The 15722-nt window shown below is 55.3% G+C and carries 15 protein-coding genes; 5 read left to right on the forward strand and 10 right to left on the reverse strand.

What is annotated here, in order from left to right:
* Window positions 1–56 precede the first annotated feature (56 nt).
* The 3 genes from OGY35_RS14205 to OGY35_RS14215 form a co-directional block, all read right to left on the reverse strand.
* Window positions 57–1040 carry a nucleoside hydrolase gene (locus OGY35_RS14205; protein WP_286632599.1) on the reverse strand — a complete coding sequence of 328 codons (984 nt, stop codon included), beginning with the start codon at window positions 1038–1040 and terminating at the stop codon, window positions 57–59.
* 10 nt (window positions 1041–1050) lie between these two features.
* Entirely contained in the window at window positions 1051–2082 is a 1032-nt protein-coding gene (locus OGY35_RS14210) for a LacI family DNA-binding transcriptional regulator (protein WP_286632600.1), read from the reverse strand.
* Window positions 2083–2186: 104 nt separating this feature from the next.
* A complete protein-coding gene (locus tag OGY35_RS14215; protein WP_286632601.1) occupies window positions 2187–3581 on the reverse strand; it encodes an MFS transporter in 1395 nt (464 codons plus the stop codon).
* A gap of 377 nt (window positions 3582–3958) precedes the next feature.
* Here OGY35_RS14215 and cueR point away from each other — a divergent pair, with 377 nt between their 5' ends.
* Window positions 3959–4369 (forward strand): Cu(I)-responsive transcriptional regulator, encoded by a 411-nt coding sequence (gene cueR, locus OGY35_RS14220; RefSeq protein ID WP_046477086.1) that lies wholly within the window; start codon window positions 3959–3961, stop codon window positions 4367–4369.
* Here the strand turns inward: cueR and OGY35_RS14225 are convergent.
* Genes OGY35_RS14225 through OGY35_RS14240 form a run of 4 tightly spaced genes read right to left on the reverse strand, consistent with a single transcriptional unit; the run spans window position 4366 to window position 8591 of the window.
* Window positions 4366–5082 (reverse strand): DUF3142 domain-containing protein, encoded by a 717-nt coding sequence (locus tag OGY35_RS14225; RefSeq protein WP_286632602.1) that lies wholly within the window; start codon window positions 5080–5082, stop codon window positions 4366–4368. The two genes, cueR and OGY35_RS14225, sit on opposite strands and share 4 nt — an antisense overlap.
* Complete coding sequence (locus OGY35_RS14230; RefSeq protein WP_286632723.1) at window positions 5052–7196, reverse strand: PA5441 family protein; 2145 nt, start codon at window positions 7194–7196, stop codon at window positions 5052–5054. The genes OGY35_RS14225 and OGY35_RS14230 overlap by 31 nt, the downstream gene beginning before the upstream one ends.
* A gap of 22 nt (window positions 7197–7218) precedes the next feature.
* Window positions 7219–7677 (reverse strand): NfeD family protein, encoded by a 459-nt coding sequence (locus OGY35_RS14235; RefSeq protein WP_152405603.1) that lies wholly within the window; start codon window positions 7675–7677, stop codon window positions 7219–7221.
* A complete protein-coding gene (locus OGY35_RS14240) occupies window positions 7677–8591 on the reverse strand; it encodes an SPFH domain-containing protein (protein WP_046477095.1) in 915 nt (304 codons plus the stop codon). Before OGY35_RS14240 ends, OGY35_RS14235 begins: the two co-directional genes overlap by 1 nt.
* 145 nt (window positions 8592–8736) lie before the next feature.
* Between OGY35_RS14240 and fetA the strand changes: the two genes are divergently transcribed.
* Entirely contained in the window at window positions 8737–9408 is a 672-nt protein-coding gene (fetA, locus tag OGY35_RS14245; RefSeq protein ID WP_286632603.1) for an iron efflux ABC transporter ATP-binding subunit FetA, read from the forward strand.
* A complete protein-coding gene (gene fetB / locus OGY35_RS14250) occupies window positions 9401–10180 on the forward strand; it encodes an iron efflux ABC transporter permease subunit FetB (protein ID WP_152405601.1) in 780 nt (259 codons plus the stop codon). The genes fetA and fetB overlap by 8 nt, the downstream gene beginning before the upstream one ends.
* 94 nt (window positions 10181–10274) lie before the next feature.
* Here fetB and cnoX read toward each other — a convergent pair whose 3' ends face one another.
* From cnoX to tesA, 3 genes are read right to left on the reverse strand one after another with little or no spacing between them, the layout of a single operon-like run.
* On the reverse strand, window positions 10275–11129 hold the full coding sequence (cnoX, locus tag OGY35_RS14255) for a chaperedoxin (RefSeq protein ID WP_152405600.1): 855 nt from the start codon (window positions 11127–11129) through the stop codon (window positions 10275–10277).
* A 59-nt stretch (window positions 11130–11188) separates the two neighbouring features.
* Window positions 11189–11959 (reverse strand): SDR family oxidoreductase, encoded by a 771-nt coding sequence (locus OGY35_RS14260; protein ID WP_286632604.1) that lies wholly within the window; start codon window positions 11957–11959, stop codon window positions 11189–11191.
* Window positions 11960–11987: 28 nt separating this feature from the next.
* Window positions 11988–12611, reverse strand: coding sequence for a multifunctional acyl-CoA thioesterase I/protease I/lysophospholipase L1 (tesA, locus tag OGY35_RS14265; RefSeq protein ID WP_042324847.1), 624 nt, complete (start codon window positions 12609–12611; stop codon window positions 11988–11990).
* Between tesA and ybbA the strand changes: the two genes are divergently transcribed.
* Both ybbA and ybbP read left to right on the forward strand, forming a co-directional pair.
* On the forward strand, window positions 12582–13268 hold the full coding sequence (ybbA, locus tag OGY35_RS14270) for a putative ABC transporter ATP-binding protein YbbA (RefSeq protein ID WP_286632605.1): 687 nt from the start codon (window positions 12582–12584) through the stop codon (window positions 13266–13268). The two genes, tesA and ybbA, sit on opposite strands and share 30 nt — an antisense overlap.
* Window positions 13265–15679 carry a putative ABC transporter permease subunit YbbP gene (gene ybbP / locus OGY35_RS14275; protein WP_286632606.1) on the forward strand — a complete coding sequence of 805 codons (2415 nt, stop codon included), beginning with the start codon at window positions 13265–13267 and terminating at the stop codon, window positions 15677–15679. The genes ybbA and ybbP overlap by 4 nt, the downstream gene beginning before the upstream one ends.
* Window positions 15680–15722 lie beyond the last annotated feature (43 nt).

The raw sequence follows: 15722 nt of genomic DNA on the forward strand, positions 1-15722 counted from the left end.
CCGGAAAAAACTCACCTCGAACCGTGTACGAAGGTCTCCTTTTCTGACCCGTAACGCTATGCGCCGTAGGTCTGGATATAGTGCTCTATCAGCGAAATAAGCCGCGGGTTATCGATGCTCTGCAGAATTTTTACCTGCGCACCTTTTGGTTCAGGGATCCCGACATTGAGGCGTAATGTGTCACGTCCATAGCGGCAAGTCATACCGCGTGTAATGCCTTCCAGAGAGACATCCAGATAATCTTCAGCCGTTGTTGCAAGAGAGGGATCCAGTAACCAGGCAACGGTTAAAACATCGTGGATCCAACATCCAGGCAGATTGCGGGTTTGCATAGAATATGTGATCCACGGGCGAATGGTTTGCGCCAGATAACGGCTAAGCCCGTTTTCTGTTTTTGCCAGACGATCCAAATCGGCGTGAAGCATTTGGGTTTGCGTTGTCACATCCATCGGGACCAGCGTGACTGGCGCACCGCTGGTGAGTACCGCATGAGCCGCCTCAGGGTCCAGACCAAAATTGGTATCTTTCAGGTAGCCCGGAACATTGAATACGCCACCCATAACGACGATATTTTTGACCGCGTGAACCATCTGCGGGTAAAGCTGCAGGGCAATGGCCACATTGGTGAGTGGACCGGTAGCAACCAGCGTGATCTCGCCAGGATTATTACAGATGAGTTCACCCATTGCCTCAGGCGCGTGGGGTTTTACCTTCTGGCACAATGCCGGGGCAGGAACATCTGACCAGAGTTGTCGTAAGCCAAACTGATCGACACCATGATCCAGTTTTTCACGCCAGGGCTGCGGATCTTCCCTCAGCGCACGCGAGGCACCACGGTAGACAGCGACGGGAATGTCCAGTTGCGTAATGAGATCTTTGGCAACGGCATATCCCACGTCTACCGGCGTATTTCCGGCGACAGTGGTGATCATCTCCAGCGCGATTTGCGGCGCGGCAATGGCCAGCGCCAGCGCCAGACCATCATCGATATTAGCGCCGGGAATGCCATTGCCCGGATCGCAGTCAATAATTATACGCATCGATTCATTTTCACTTTGTCTCGGGGTGTACTTCATGTCCCTGGCAGCCACACGACTCTCCTGTTCGTAAGTAAAACTCAAATTCAACGCGGCGAACTTCTCCATCCCAATTTTTCAGCATGTCTATTGCCGCACGGGCCATCTTATCGACAGGTTGCCGGACGGCGGTTAAGGAAGGGACGTTGTAAGCCGATTCTTGTGTTGCGTTAAAGCAGACCAGAGCAACATCCTGAGGTACGCGCAGCCCGTGTTCTGCCAGGGCGCGTAAACAACCGAGAGCCTGCTGTTCATTCGTTGCGAACAGCGCGCGCGGCAGTTGGCGCTGAAGCATGCGTTTTGTCGCCTCGTAACCTCCGGCGCGGGTATAGTTGGTCGAAAAAATCCATGAGGGATTGACCATTAACGATGATGCTTCCAGCGCCTGCTGCCAGCCCCGGATACGATCCTGAGTATTCAGCATTTCACGCGGACCACAGATGATGCCGATATCGCGGTATCCGTGATCAATCAGATGTTGTGTTACCTGCATCGCCGCCATTTGTTCATCAACCTGGATAACGCTGACGTTAAGTCCAGGATCCACGCGATCGAGCATGACGCAGGGGGTACCGCTCTCCTGAATCAAATTGATATAAGGATGGCGATCAACACTGGTGTAGATCAGCCCGTCAACCTGGCGGTGCAGCATATTATTAATGAGTTCACGTTCACGGCAGCTACTGTCGCCTGCGTCACCCAGCAGGAGTACTTTGCCATCAGCAAAGGCTTCGTGTTGCAGAGCATGAGCCATAGAGGCGATGAACGGGTTCGAGATGTCCGGCGCGACAAGCCCATAAGTTTGTGTACTCCCTGACGCCAGCGCACGCGCGATGCCATTGGGTCGATAACCGGTTTTCTTAATGGCCTGTAGAACACGTTGCCGGGTCGCTTCGGCAACGGGGCGCGGACCATTATTAATAACGTAACTAACGACAGCGACGGACGTTCCCGCTTCTTTTGCCACGTCAGAACGTGTTACGCGTTGTGAATGTGATTGAGTCACGAGGCACCTACCTGATTGCGTTCAGAGTGATTTTTTCCAGACAGCATAAGGCGTTATGACCCAAAAATCTTTGGTAAAGAACGCGCATATCACGTTCTTTGGCCTCAAATTGCATCCTCGGGTAAGTTGAGATCCCGCCCGCGGGTCTCTGGTGCAAAGAACGTGGTCACCAGTCCAATTGCGGCCATAAGGGCGAAATAGAGAGCGATTGGCCACCAGTGTCCGTAAAACGAGAGTAGCGCAGAGGCGACAAGTGGCGCTGTCCCGCCAGACATAATGGAACCGAGCTCTTTTGCAAATGCCATTTTGGTATAACGATTCGTGACGCCGAAAAGCTCAACGCCCCATGCAGCCTGCACGCCGAAAATACCCAGAGAAGCGAGCCCCATCCCGGTAATGATCGTCGGGATAACAATCCACGGCTCACGAGAATCCAGCAGCATGAATGCCGGAAAGGCATACAGGATCAGTAGCAAGCAGAACCAACGATAGATGATACGTCTGCCGAATCGATCGGACAGCCAACCCGCCAGAGGAATAATGGCGAATCCCAGAACCGATGCGATAAACACTGCCACGGTCGGCACAGATTTATCCACCATCAGCACCTTAGCGACATAGCCAATGATAAATCCCTGAGCCAGGTAGGAGGGGCCATTCTCGCCAATGCGTAATCCAACCATGGTCCAGAACGCCCGGGTTCGTTTCCAGAAGCTGCGTGTATCTTGCTGTTGCTGTGCTTTTCCCTCGCGAAGCGCCTTTTCTCGCTCGGCCTGCAGGAGGGCTTTTTGACGTTCAAAGACGGGCGTTTCACGCATATGGCGACGAATTAATAATGCGGTAGCGGCGATAAGAATGCTGCAAAGAAAAGGAATACGCCATCCCCAGCTCAGTAAGTCATCTTTGTCCATTTGCAGAACGATGAGCCAAACCAGAGAAGCCAGTAATGTTCCGCTGTTCGAGCCCAGAGCGATAATCGAAGAAACCAGCCCACGGCGTTTAACGGGAGCATATTCACCGAGCATTACAGTACCGCCAGAAAGCTCCGCGCCGGCTCCCAGGCCCTGAGAAAATCGAAGGATAACCAGACATACCGGTGCCCAGACGCCAATCTGGGCGTAACTGGGGATTAACCCTATTAGCATGGTCGACATGCCCATCAATCCAATGGTGATAACCATGACAATCTTCCGACCATGTTTATCGCCTATCCAGCCGAACAGCAATGCACCGATAGGGCGAGCAATAAACCCAACAGAATAGGCGGCAAAGCTGGAAAGTAACGCCATGACAGGTGTTGCTTCCGGAAAAAAGACATCGCCAAAGATAATACCCGCGGCAAGGCCGTACAGGGCAAAATCGGCATACTCCATTGTGGTGCCTAACCAGCAGGAAAATGTTGTTCGCCAAAACTCGCGGCGTCCTTCGGGGGTTTCCAGCCGCTCCTGAGCTGCCTGTGGGTTATCCGTCAGGGAAACAGAGGATGAATGCGTGTTCATAAGAACTCCTTGAAGTTATCTGTCGACATGAGTCGCAGGTTTGTACTCTTCGTGTTCTACTCGCGTAGATATTATATTTTTACCGCAGATTAATAAATCTACCCGCGTAGAATTGAAAGATGAAAGAGTGAAAATTGAGAAAGCGATCACTTATGACAGGCAATTGTTACAGAAAAAGGTCACCAGCCTGGATGTTCTTCACTGTCTATCAAGTGCGAACGAGCGGCGGCTACGGACAACACGTGAAAGTGGCAGTGGTATCGCTCATGAGCAATGAAATGAGAAGAGGTTATTAGCATCAACAGGGATGGGTGTGTGGTGTCAGCAACAAGTACGTTATAATGACGCCATGCCACAGCGTAAGGTGCGGAGGACTTGTGAATATCAGCGATGTAGCAAAAAAAACCGGCTTAACCAGTAAAGCGATCCGCTTTTATGAAGAAAAAGGGCTGGTCACGCCGCCATTGCGGGGTGAAAACGGCTATCGCACGTACGGGCAACAGCATCTGAATGAGCTGACGCTGCTGCGCCAGGCACGCCAGGTCGGATTCAACCTTGAAGAGTGCGGTGAGCTGGTGAACCTGTTCAACGATCCGGGTCGTCACAGCGCGGACGTCAAAAAGCGGACGCTGGAGAAAGTGGCGGAAATTGAGCGCCATATCAGCGAATTACAGTCAATGCGCGTGCAGTTACTGGCCCTGGCGGAGTCGTGCCCGGGGGATGACAGCGCGGAATGCCCGATTATCGAAAACCTTTCTGGCTGCTGCCACCACAAGGCGCAGGCTTAACGCGCGTCGGGGTTGAGCATAAAGACGACCGTGCCGCGATACCAGGGGGATGCGCGTAGCTGTGCTTCCGCCTGGCTGTCCCGTTTTCCGTGCTGTACCAGCCCGAGCTTAAACGGAATACGCAATCGGGCGAGAGCGGGCAGGTAGTCCTGATAATTCGCCACCGTGCGCCGTCCCTGATAGCTCTGTACCACCAGTTCATCGATCGGCAGCGCGTTCAGCGTCGCGACGTCGCCCGTTTTCGCCCAGTCCAGCAGTCCGGTCACGCCAAGGGCAAAGTCGGGGGGCAACTGTTGGCGCAATGCCCGCAGAAAGCGGGCATAGTCGGCCAGTTGATGCGTCGCAGCATCAAAATCGACCTGCAGTCCCACAACCTGATTTCCCGCCGCCTGCCAGCGCTGCATCAGTCGCACGATGCGTGCCAGAATCGCGTCCGGTACCTCGAGCGTGGTGAAACGCACGGTAAGCCAGATGGACGGAAACGTCAGACGGCTGACGGGAAGTCCCAGACGCTGAAAGGCCACGCCCTTTGCCCGCACTAACACTTCACCCTGATGCAGATAGACCGTCTGAGCAGCGCTCAGTTCATCGCTGGCTTTCACGCCTGACCAGAGCCAGAAGGCCGGGTGTTCGCGGGCGATAACCGTCTCAGCCGCCTGCACCTGTCCCGCCAGTAGCGCAATTACCAGTAGTATTTGAGTTTTTGCGCCCACGGACTGCCCGGATACTGCGTTTTCAATTGTGTGAACCAGCCTTTACGCTGCTGTTTGTCCACCTCTTCTCCGCCACACTCATTCGATCCGGACGGGGCGTAACACATGATAGCCCGATACAGCGCATAGCTTCTGTCTTCGTGCTCGGCCTTCGGCGAGGCGATGACCTGCTGATAATAACGCTGGCGGTTAAACTGTCCGACAGGGTCTTTCTGCTGGATAGCGGTTTCCAGCTCGCCGTTGCCTGCGTTGTCTTTCCACAAGTCGACATGCGTTTGCGAGGTACGGAAAAACTCGCCCAGACAGTTCAGCGCATGGGCGTCGTCGGGCGTCTTGCTCAGCGTGCCGACGGTGTCATTGAGACTGCGGCACACGTAACCGGCTTCAGCGGCGTCGCCGTTCCAGTCAAACGTACTCAGATTGACATCGTCGAATGCCTCACCGATAACCGGTTGCGTGATGGCGCTGGCGAGTTTTCGGTCTTTTAGCCAGTCGCTAAAGCGGTTTTCAGTGAGATCGCGCACCAGCAGCGTATGCAGCGCAATAGTGCGCTCTTCGTTATTCGGCCCCTGGCTGACCTGCTGGCGCAACTGTTCAGGTGTAGCCACAGTTTTCAGCACCCGGGAGCGGTAGCGCAAACTGGTGACCGCGCTGTCCGGGGCAAAAATCGCCGCCACGTTGCCGCTGTAAACCAGCGTGGCCGCCAGTTTTGCCTGTACATACTGCTGCTGTTCGTTATCCTGGCTGAGCTTCAGTAGCGTCGACCAGAAATCGCGCGCCGCTGACCACTGCTTTTGTCCCATCAGCGCGTCGCCGTAGAGCACCTGTTCGCTGAAGGCGAGGATATCGTGAGGCGGCAGTTTTTTCGCCGGAGTGACTGCCTGAAGAATAGCGGCATAGTTATCTGTCGCCAGCCACAGGTTGAGTTGTAAATTGCGCCTCAGCGGCAGTTTTCCGCGCTTGTCAAAAACCGGTTTGCTGGCGTCAAGTTTGGCCTGCGTCAGGGTTGGCTTTCGGTAGCTGTTCAGGCGAAGGGCGCGCAGCATCTCGGTGTAGCTGACGAGGGGGGCATCGGCGAACGCATCCTGAACGGATTGATCGTAAAACTGCATGCCATAGACGTTATCGTATTCAATAACCCGCTCCCGCAATGCTTGCGCATCGGTGACCTGCTGGAACGCCTGTTCATATAATCCTGCAAGCGTTGTCCAGTCCTGCAAATACCAATGGATGCGGCGCAGCATGCCACGCGCGGAATCCGCATAGCGGCCTTCTGGCCAATGCTGGAGATAGGTCTGCGCCTCTTTTTGCGCAAGTAAAGCGTCTTCACGGTTTATTCGCGCGATATCAAAGTCGCCATATTCGCCGACGCTGTTCTGGCTGCTTTTGTTCAGCGCCGTGCGCATCAGCATATATTGCGCGGTTTCCGCCAGCCACGGGCGATCGCTGGTGAGCAGTGGCGTGAAGGCCTGCGTCGCGCTGTCGTATTCGCCCGCGTAAAAATGGGCCGCTCCGGTCAGGTAGGTTTTATACAGCAGGGCAGGTGAATCTGCCGGGAGCGTGGCGAGGGACCCCGTAATTTGCTCTGCGCTGGCCCCGGAATAGAGCCCCAGACGCGCCTGTGCCAGCGACTGCTTTTGTTCCGCCGTTAGCGCGGCATCGTTCAGCAGCGCGGCAAAAAACTGGCTGACGCTGTCGGCATTATTGGAGACAAAACGGTTTTCCTGCTCACCGTCGTGCTTGAATTCGATTGGCTCCACCTGCAGCGTGGCCATTTGTTGGACGATCGGGTCTGCTGCGTTCTGCGTTTGTGCCGGAGAGTCCGTCCGGACATCAATGTCATCCCACTGCGGGTGATAGGCAAAATAGAAATCGCGTGAGCGGGTGATATCGGCAGGCATCGACTGAACGGGCACTGCATATGACTTTGCTTCACTCAGCAGGCGCAACAGGTTGTCACGGGAATCATTATCAGGCGTCAGAATAGGGTCGCCTTTTAGCAGGCAGCGCGCGTCACTCCATGTACAGTCTGCCATATCAAACGAGGCGAATGCCTGCGGGGCACTCGCCAGTAATGCGCAAAAGCTTAATGCCAGAGGCGTCTTCCTGACCATCATGCGATTCCTGTCATCTGTTTTATCGGGGAAGGGGTCTGATATAGAGCGTGATGCCCTCAACGGCGATCACTTCAACGTGGGTTCCGGCGGGCAAGTCTTCAATGGCGTTGACCGGCCACGAACTGTCGCCAACCCGCATGTGTCCACGGCCATTGACCAGCGAGGATTCCAGCACAAACCGGCGACCGACCAGTTGCTGGCCGCGCTGGTTAAGTTGACTATCCGCTGGTTTTTGTTCGCGAACGCGTTTTGCCATCCACTTCCACCAAAGCCAGGCGGAAAGCAGCGTTAGGACGGCAAAGATAACGCCTTGCCATTCCCAACTGACGGGCAACAGCCAGACCAGAATGCCGGTAATGACTGCTGCTACGCCGCTCCACAGCAGATAGCCGTTGCCGCCCAGCATTTCAGCGGCCAGAAGCAGACCGCCGAGGCTGAGCCAGAAAATATGGGGATATCCCACAATCATCTCGATCATTATTTTTTCCGTTCGCTGGCGCTGTCCTTGATCAGTTCAGCGATCCCGGCAATGGAGCCCATCAGGCTGCTGGCATCCAGTGGCATCATCACCACTTTACTGTTACTGGACGAGCCGATTTGCTGTAGCGCTTCGGTATATTTCTGCGCCACAAAGTAGTTCACCGCCTGAATATCGCCGGAGGCGATCGCTTCAGACACCATTTTGGTGGCGCGCGCTTCCGCTTCGGCGGAACGTTCGCGGGCTTCTGCCTGTAAAAATGCCGACTGACGGTCGCCCTCGGCAATCAAAATTTTCGACTGTTTTTCACCCTCGGCTTTGACGATTTCCGCCTGGCGGACCCCTTCGGCTTCAAGGATATAGGCACGTTTGGTACGTTCCGCTTTCATTTGCGCGTTCATTGCGCCGATCAGTTCAGCCGGGGGACGAACGTCGCGAATTTCAATACGGGTAATTTTGATTCCCCAGGGGTTGGTGGCCTCATCAACAATGTGCAGCAGGCGCGTATTGATGTTGTCGCGCTGGGAGAGCATTTCATCAAGCTCCATGGAGCCCAGTACAGTACGGATGTTGGTCATAGTCAGATTGATGATAGCCAGCTCCAGATTACTGACTTCATACGCGGCTTTTGGCGCATCAATGACCTGAATAAAACAGACCGCATCAATCGAAACGTTAGCGTTATCTTTCGAGATAACTTCCTGCGAGGGAATATCCAGCACCTGTTCCATCATATTAATTTTACGACCAACACGGTCCATGAACGGAACGACAAGGCTCAAGCCTGGCTGCAGCGTGCGGGTGTAGCGTCCGAAACGCTCCACCGTCCACTGGTATCCCTGGGGGACAATTTTCACGCCGGCACCGACTATCACCAGCGCGACAAAAATGAGAATAGGAATAACGATAAGCATTGAAAAACCTCCTGTTGAACTGTCCATGATGTCGTGACTGGCGACGTTACTCTTGAAATTATACCTGATTCATTAAAGAGAGTTCCCCTCTCGTTAATTAGAGGGATACACTATTTTGCGATAAAACGCGAAAACAGGATAGACAATGCGTGAAAATAGCATTTTGTTGCAGGTACACAATGTGGGTTACCAGGTCGGGACAACGAACATTCTGAATAACATCAGTTTTAACTTACGCCCTGGTGAATTTAAATTAATAACCGGACCTTCCGGCTGCGGAAAAAGTACTTTACTGAAGATTATCGCGTCGTTGCTCAGCCCGACTCGCGGCGAGATCCTCTTTGCCGGGGAGGACATCACCACGCTCAACCCGGAAAACTACCGCCAGCACGTCTCGTATTGCGCCCAGACGCCCGCGCTGTTTGGCGATACCGTTTACGATAATCTGATCTTTCCCTGGCAGATCCGGCATCAGCGTCCTGACGCCGGGGCTTTTCTTGCTGACCTGGCCCGCTTTCAGTTGCCGGAGACGATTCTGGCGAAAAATATCAACGAACTTTCCGGCGGGGAGAAACAGCGCATTTCCCTGATCCGCAATTTACAGTTTTTGCCGCAGGTTTTACTGCTTGATGAAATCACCAGCGCGCTGGATGAAAGCAATAAGCGCAATGTAAATGAGATTATTCATCACTATGCTCGCGATAAGCAGACAGGCGTACTGTGGGTGACTCACGATAAAGACGAAATTAATCATGCGGATGAAATAATCACCCTGATGCCGCATGCCGGAGAAATGCAGGAAGCACGAAATGAATGAACATAATATTACCAACGAGTCACTGGCATTAGCGATGATGCTGGTGGTGGTGGCGATGCTGATAAGCCACAAAGAGAAACTGGCGCTGGAGAAAGATATTCTCTGGAGCGTCGCGCGTGCCGTCGTTCAGCTTATTATTGTCGGCTATGTACTGAAATATATCTTCGCGGTTAACCATGCCGTCCTGACGTTACTGATGGTGCTGTTTATCTGTTTTAACGCCGCCTATAACGCGCAGAAACGCAGTAAGTATATTGATAAAGCGTTTCTTTCTTCGTTTATTGCCATCACGACGGGGGCGGGGTTAACACTGGCGGTGCTGGTGCTGTCGGGTTCGATCGAATTTATCCCGATGCAGGTGATCCCCATCTCCGGGATGATCGCCGGTAATGCGATGGTGGCCGTCGGATTGTGCTACAACAATCTCGGTCAGCGTTTCAGCAGCGAACAGCAGCAGATTCAGGAGAAACTCAGCCTCGGCGCGACGCCGAAAATGGCGTCTGCCGGATTGATCCGCGACAGCATTCGCGCCTCGCTGATCCCGACGATCGACTCCGCGAAAACGGTCGGATTGGTGAGTTTGCCGGGGATGATGTCGGGGCTGATCTTTGCCGGTATCGATCCGGTCAAGGCCATTAAATATCAGATCATGGTGACGTTTATGCTGCTTTCAACGGCGAGTCTGTCGACCATTATTGCCTGCTATTTAACCTATCGGAAGTTTTACAACGCGCGCCACCAGTTGGTGGTGACGCATTTGAGGAAATCGTGACGGAGAGTGCCGGATGGCGGCTGAAGCCTTATCCGGCCTACGGATGCGTTCGGGTTGTAGGCCCGATAAGCGTAGCGCCATCGGGCAACAAAGATCAGTACAACAACGCGTACAACTGACGACGATATTTTGACGCCAGCGCATCGCCGGTACCGAGCGCGGCAAGAATTTCCTGGAACGTTTTACGCGCCTGACCGTCTGCGGCGGCGAGATCTTTCTTCAGATGACTGAACAGCAGTTCCAGAGCTTCTTCATTGCGTCCGACCTGATGCAGTTGCAGCGCCAGCTGCGCTGCCAGTCCGGCATCCTGCGGATTTTCCGCCACCTGCTGTTGCAATAGCTGAATCTCCGGCGTATCCGCCGCCTGTTTCAACAGTTCAATCTGCGCAACCAGCCCCTGATAGCGGGTGTCCTGATCCTGTAGCGGAATAGTTTTCAGCACGGCTTCCGCGTCTTCGGAGCGGTTGAGGGCGATTTGTGTTTCCGCCAGCAGTAGGCCGATTTCACCATTCTGGTTAGAGAGTTGCCAGGCATCTTTGAGCAGCGGCAGCGCTTCAATGTAGTTGCCTTCCTGCATCAGTTGCATGGCCTGTTGCGCTTTCAGCTCTTCTTCACGCGGCAACACTTTGTCGAGCAGGGCACGAATCGCCTCTTCCGGCTGCGGTCCCTGGAAGCCGTCAACCGGCTGACCATTCTGGAACAGATAGACGGTCGGAATGGCGCGCAGACCAAACTGAGAGGCGATCATCTGCTCGGCGTCGCAGTCGAGTTTCGCCAGAATAAACTGACCGTTGTACTGCGCAGCAAGGCTTTCCAGCACCGGCGTCAACTGCAGGCAGTGCTGGCTGCGTTCAGACCAGAAGTAGAACAGGACCGGCGTGGTCATCGACTGTTCTAAGGTCTGCTGCAGGTTCGATTCGTTAATGTTGACAATATTCTGTGTGGACATGGAGTCACTCTCTTGTGTCGATTTCTTTTTTACATGGGGGCTGACGCGCACGCTTCAACTCATCCGTGCAAAATTTTGTCCATCAGGCGTCCCGGCAGCAGGCGTTTGAGCAGCATGACGGCCCAGGTCACCAGCGTGACCGGATAACGGAGTTTGGGTTTATCGCTGACAAAAGCATGGCGCACTTTGGCGACGACAGCTTCAGGATCGAGCGTAAAACGTGCGGCAATACCAGGGTTTTCCACCGGTTTGTCGTTCTGGGTCTGGTTAACGTTTTCGGTAAAACGCGTGCGGATGGGGCCGGGTTCAATCAGGCTGACTTTAATTCCGCTGTGACGCAGCTCCATGCGCAACGCATCTGACCAGGCTTCCAGCGCGTATTTACTGGCCGCGTAGGCACCGCGCCCAGGCGTTGAGATCAACCCCATCACCGAGGAGGTCATCACGATCCGACCTTCGCCGTGTGGCAGCATGGCCGGTAACAGGCGCATGGTGAGTTGGTGCGCGCCAAAGAAATTGGCGGAAAATTGCTGCTCCATCTGTGCGCGGCTGATGGTGTTCAGCGGACCGTAAACGCCGTATCCGGCATTGTTAAAGATCCCGTATACGCAGTTATCGGTCAGGGCGATCACCTCGTCAGCGGCGCGATCCACACTCTCGGGAGAGTCGAGGTCGATCAATACGCCGGTGAATCCCATGTTATTCATGCGCGTGACATCGTCGGGTTTACGGCAGCCGGCGAGAACCTGAAAGCCCTGGCGCTTTAGCTCAAGCGCGCTTTCCAGGCCGATACCGCTGGAACATCCTGTTATTAAGACCGATTTTTGCATAACTTTACCTGTCAGGATCTCCGTTGAATTAAGACTCGTGTTTTACTAAAGGACTCAACTGCTTCGCCATCCAGTCGGCGATAAACGGCTGGGCGTCGCGGTTAGGATGAATACCATCATCCTGCATCCATTGCGGTTTTAGATAGACCTCTTCCATAAAAAAGGGTAACAGAGGAATATCAAACTCTTTGGCGAGCTTTGGATAGAGCGCGCTGAAGGTTTCATTATACCGACGACCGTAGTTTGCGGGCAGGCGAATTTGCATCAGCAGCGGCTCGGCGTTCGCTGCCTTAACGTCCTGCACGATGGTACGCAGCGTCTGTTCGGTCTGTTGCGGCGCAAAGCCGCGCAGCCCATCGTTGCCGCCCAGCTCAACCAGCACCCAGCGCGGTTGATGCTGCTTGAGCAGCGCAGGCAGACGCGCCAGCGCTTGCTGGGAGGTGTCGCCGCTGATGCTGGCGTTCACCACGGTGGTTTTGCTCTGCCATTTATCGTTGAGCAGCGCAGGCCAGGCGGCACTGGCGGACATTCGGTATCCGGCGCTCAGGCTGTCGCCGAGAATTAACAACGTGTCAGCCGCAGCGGCCCGACAGGTAAACAGGATCAGGAACAGGAAAGGCAAATGCCAGCGGAAAACATTGTTGAAGTTCATCATCTTAAGAAGTCCGTCGGTCAGGGGGAGCACGAGCTTTCCATCCTTACCGGAGTTGAACTGGTTGTCAAACGCGCTGAGACTATTGCGCTGATTGGCGAGTCGGGTTCAGGGAAATCCACGCTGCTGGCGATCCTCGCTGGACTGGATGACGGTACCAACGGCGAAGTCAATCTGGTGGGTAAACCGTTACACCAGATGGATGAGGAGGCCAGGGCCCAGCTGCGCGCGGAGCATGTTGGCTTTGTCTTTCAGTCATTTATGTTGATTCCCACGCTGAACGCGCTGGAGAACGTCGAACTTCCCGCACTGCTGCGCGGCGAAAACAGCGGACAAAGTAAAGCGGGGGCGAAAGCACTGCTTGAGCAACTGGGACTGGGTAAGCGTCTGGACCATCTTCCGGCACAGCTTTCCGGTGGTGAGCAGCAGCGCGTGGCGCTGGCGCGCGCTTTTAATGGCCGTCCGGACGTACTGTTTGCCGATGAGCCGACGGGTAACCTCGACCGGCAGACCGGCGAGAAAATTGCCGATCTGCTCTTTTCGCTTAACCGCGAGCATGGCACCACGCTCATCCTGGTGACTCACGATCCGCAACTGGCGGCGCGCTGTAACCGACGATTGCGGCTGGTGAATGGACAATTGCAGGAGGAGGCATGATCGCACGCTGGTTCTGGCGCGAATGGCGCTCGCCATCGCTGTTGATTGTCTGGCTGGCACTGAGTCTGGCGGTGGCCTGCGTGCTGGCGCTGGGCAATATCAGCGATCGTATGGAAAAAGGGCTAAGTCAGCAAAGCCGTGAGTTTATGGCGGGCGACCGGGCACTGCGCAGCTCGCGCGAGGTGCCGCAGGCGTGGATTGATGAAGCGCGTAAGCGCGGTCTGAAGGTGGGAGAGCAACTGACCTTTGCCACGATGACCTTTGCCGGTGACACGCCACAGCTGGCGAATGTCAAAGCGGTCGATGACATCTATCCGATGTACGGCGAGCTGGAAACCAACCCTCCGGGACTCAAACCGCTGTCGGGAACGGTACTGCTGGCACCGCGGTTGATGGCGTTGCTGAATCTGAAAACCGGCGACACCATTGATGTCGGCGACGCCACGCTGCGCATTGCCGGTGAAGTGGTGCAGGAGCCGGACTCCGGCTTTAACCCCTTCCAGATGGCCCCGCGCCTGTTAATGAATACGGCGGACGTTGCAAAAACCGGTGCCGTACAGCCTGGCAGTCGCGTTACATGGCGCTATAAATTTGGCGGTACGCCGCAACAGCTTGATGGCTACGAAAAGTGGTTGCTACCGCAGCTGAAGCCGGAACATCGCTGGTACGGACTTGAGCAGGATGAAGGCGCGCTGGGGAAATCCCTCGAGCGTTCGCAACAGTTTCTCCTCCTTTCTGCGCTATTAACGCTGTTGCTGGCCGTCGCTGCGGTAGCGGTGGCGATGAATCACTACTGTCGCAGCCGTTACGATCTGGTGGCGATTCTGAAAACGCTCGGTGCGGGCAGGGCGCAACTGCGAAAACTGATCGTCGGGCAGTGGCTAATGGTGCTGGTCCTTTCCGCCGTGACGGGTGGGGCGATCGGCCTGCTATTTGAAAAGATGCTGATGGTGCTGCTCAAACCGGTGCTGCCTGCCGCGCTGCCGCCTGCCAGTTTCTGGCCGTGGATCTGGGCGTTGGGGACCATGACGGTGATTTCACTGCTGGTCGGTTTGCGTCCGTATCGCTTGTTGCTCGCCACCCAACCGCTGCGCGTATTGCGTCGTGACGTGGTGGCAAACGTCTGGCCGCTGAAATTCTATTTGCCGATCGTGACCGTAGTGGTGGTGCTGTTACTGGCCGGATTAATGGGCGGAAGTCCGCTGCTGTGGGCGGTGCTGGCGGGAGCGGTGGTACTGGCGCTGCTGTGTGGCGTGCTGGGTTGGATGCTGCTGAACGTTCTGCGTGGAATGACGCTATCGGCGCTGCCGCTCCGCCTCGCGGTCAGTCGCCTGCTGCGTCAGCCGTGGTCGACCCTGAGCCAGCTGTCGGCGTTTTCACTGTCGTTTATGCTGCTGGCGCTGCTGCTGGTATTACGCGGCGATCTGCTGGATCGCTGGCAGCAGCAGCTTCCGCCGGAAAGTCCCAACTATTTTCTGATCAACATTGCCTCTGAACAGGTGCCACAGGTGAAGGCATTTCTCTCAGAGCATCAGGTGATCCCGGAAGCGTTCTATCCGATTGTGCGGGCGCGGTTGACGGCGATAAACAATACGCCAACCGAAGGCGGGCAGGATGAGTCCCTGAATCGCGAACTGAACCTGACCTGGCAGGAGAGTCGTCCTGACCACAACCCGATCACCGCCGGCAACTGGCCGCCAGCAAAAGGCGAGGTGTCGATGGAAGAGGGGCTGGCAAAACGGCTGAACATCTCCCTTGGCGACAGCGTAACCTTTATGGGCGACACCCAGGAGTTCAGCGCAAAGGTAACCAGTTTGCGTCGGGTGGATTGGGAGAGCCTGCGACCTAACTTTTTCTTTATCTTCCCCTCCGGCGCGCTGGATGGACAGCCGCAGAGCTGGCTGACCAGCTTTCGTTGGGAGAACGGCAACGGCATGCTGACGCAGCTTAACCGTGAGTTCCCGACCATCAGCCTGTTAGACATCGGCGCGATCCTTAAACAGGTGGGGCAGGTGCTGGAGCAGGTCAGTCGGGCGCTGGAAGTGATGGTCGTGCTGGTGACCGCCTGCGGCATGCTGCTGTTACTGGCGCAGGTGCAGGTCGATATGCGTCAGCGCCATCAGGAACTGGTGGTCTGGCGTACATTAGGCGCGGGTAAGAAACTCTTGCGTACTACGCTGTGGTGCGAATTCGCCATGCTGGGGATGGTCTCCGGGCTGGTGGCGTCCATTGGCGCAGAAACCGCGCTGGCGGTGCTGCAAACCCGGGTGTTTGACTTCCCGTGGGAACCTGACTGGCGCTTGTGGATTGTCCTGCCGGTCTGTGGTGCGCTTTTACTTTCTCTTTGCGGTGGCTGGCTCGGTATCCGTCTCCTGAAAGGGAAAGCGTTGTTCCGCCAGTTTACTGTTTAACTCCGTGATAATGACGCGCCGGTTTTTATGCTGGCGCGTACTT

It is taken from the genome of Citrobacter sp. Ct235 (assembly GCF_030332305.1).
GTDB classification, from domain to species: domain Bacteria; phylum Pseudomonadota; class Gammaproteobacteria; order Enterobacterales; family Enterobacteriaceae; genus Citrobacter_A; species Citrobacter_A telavivensis.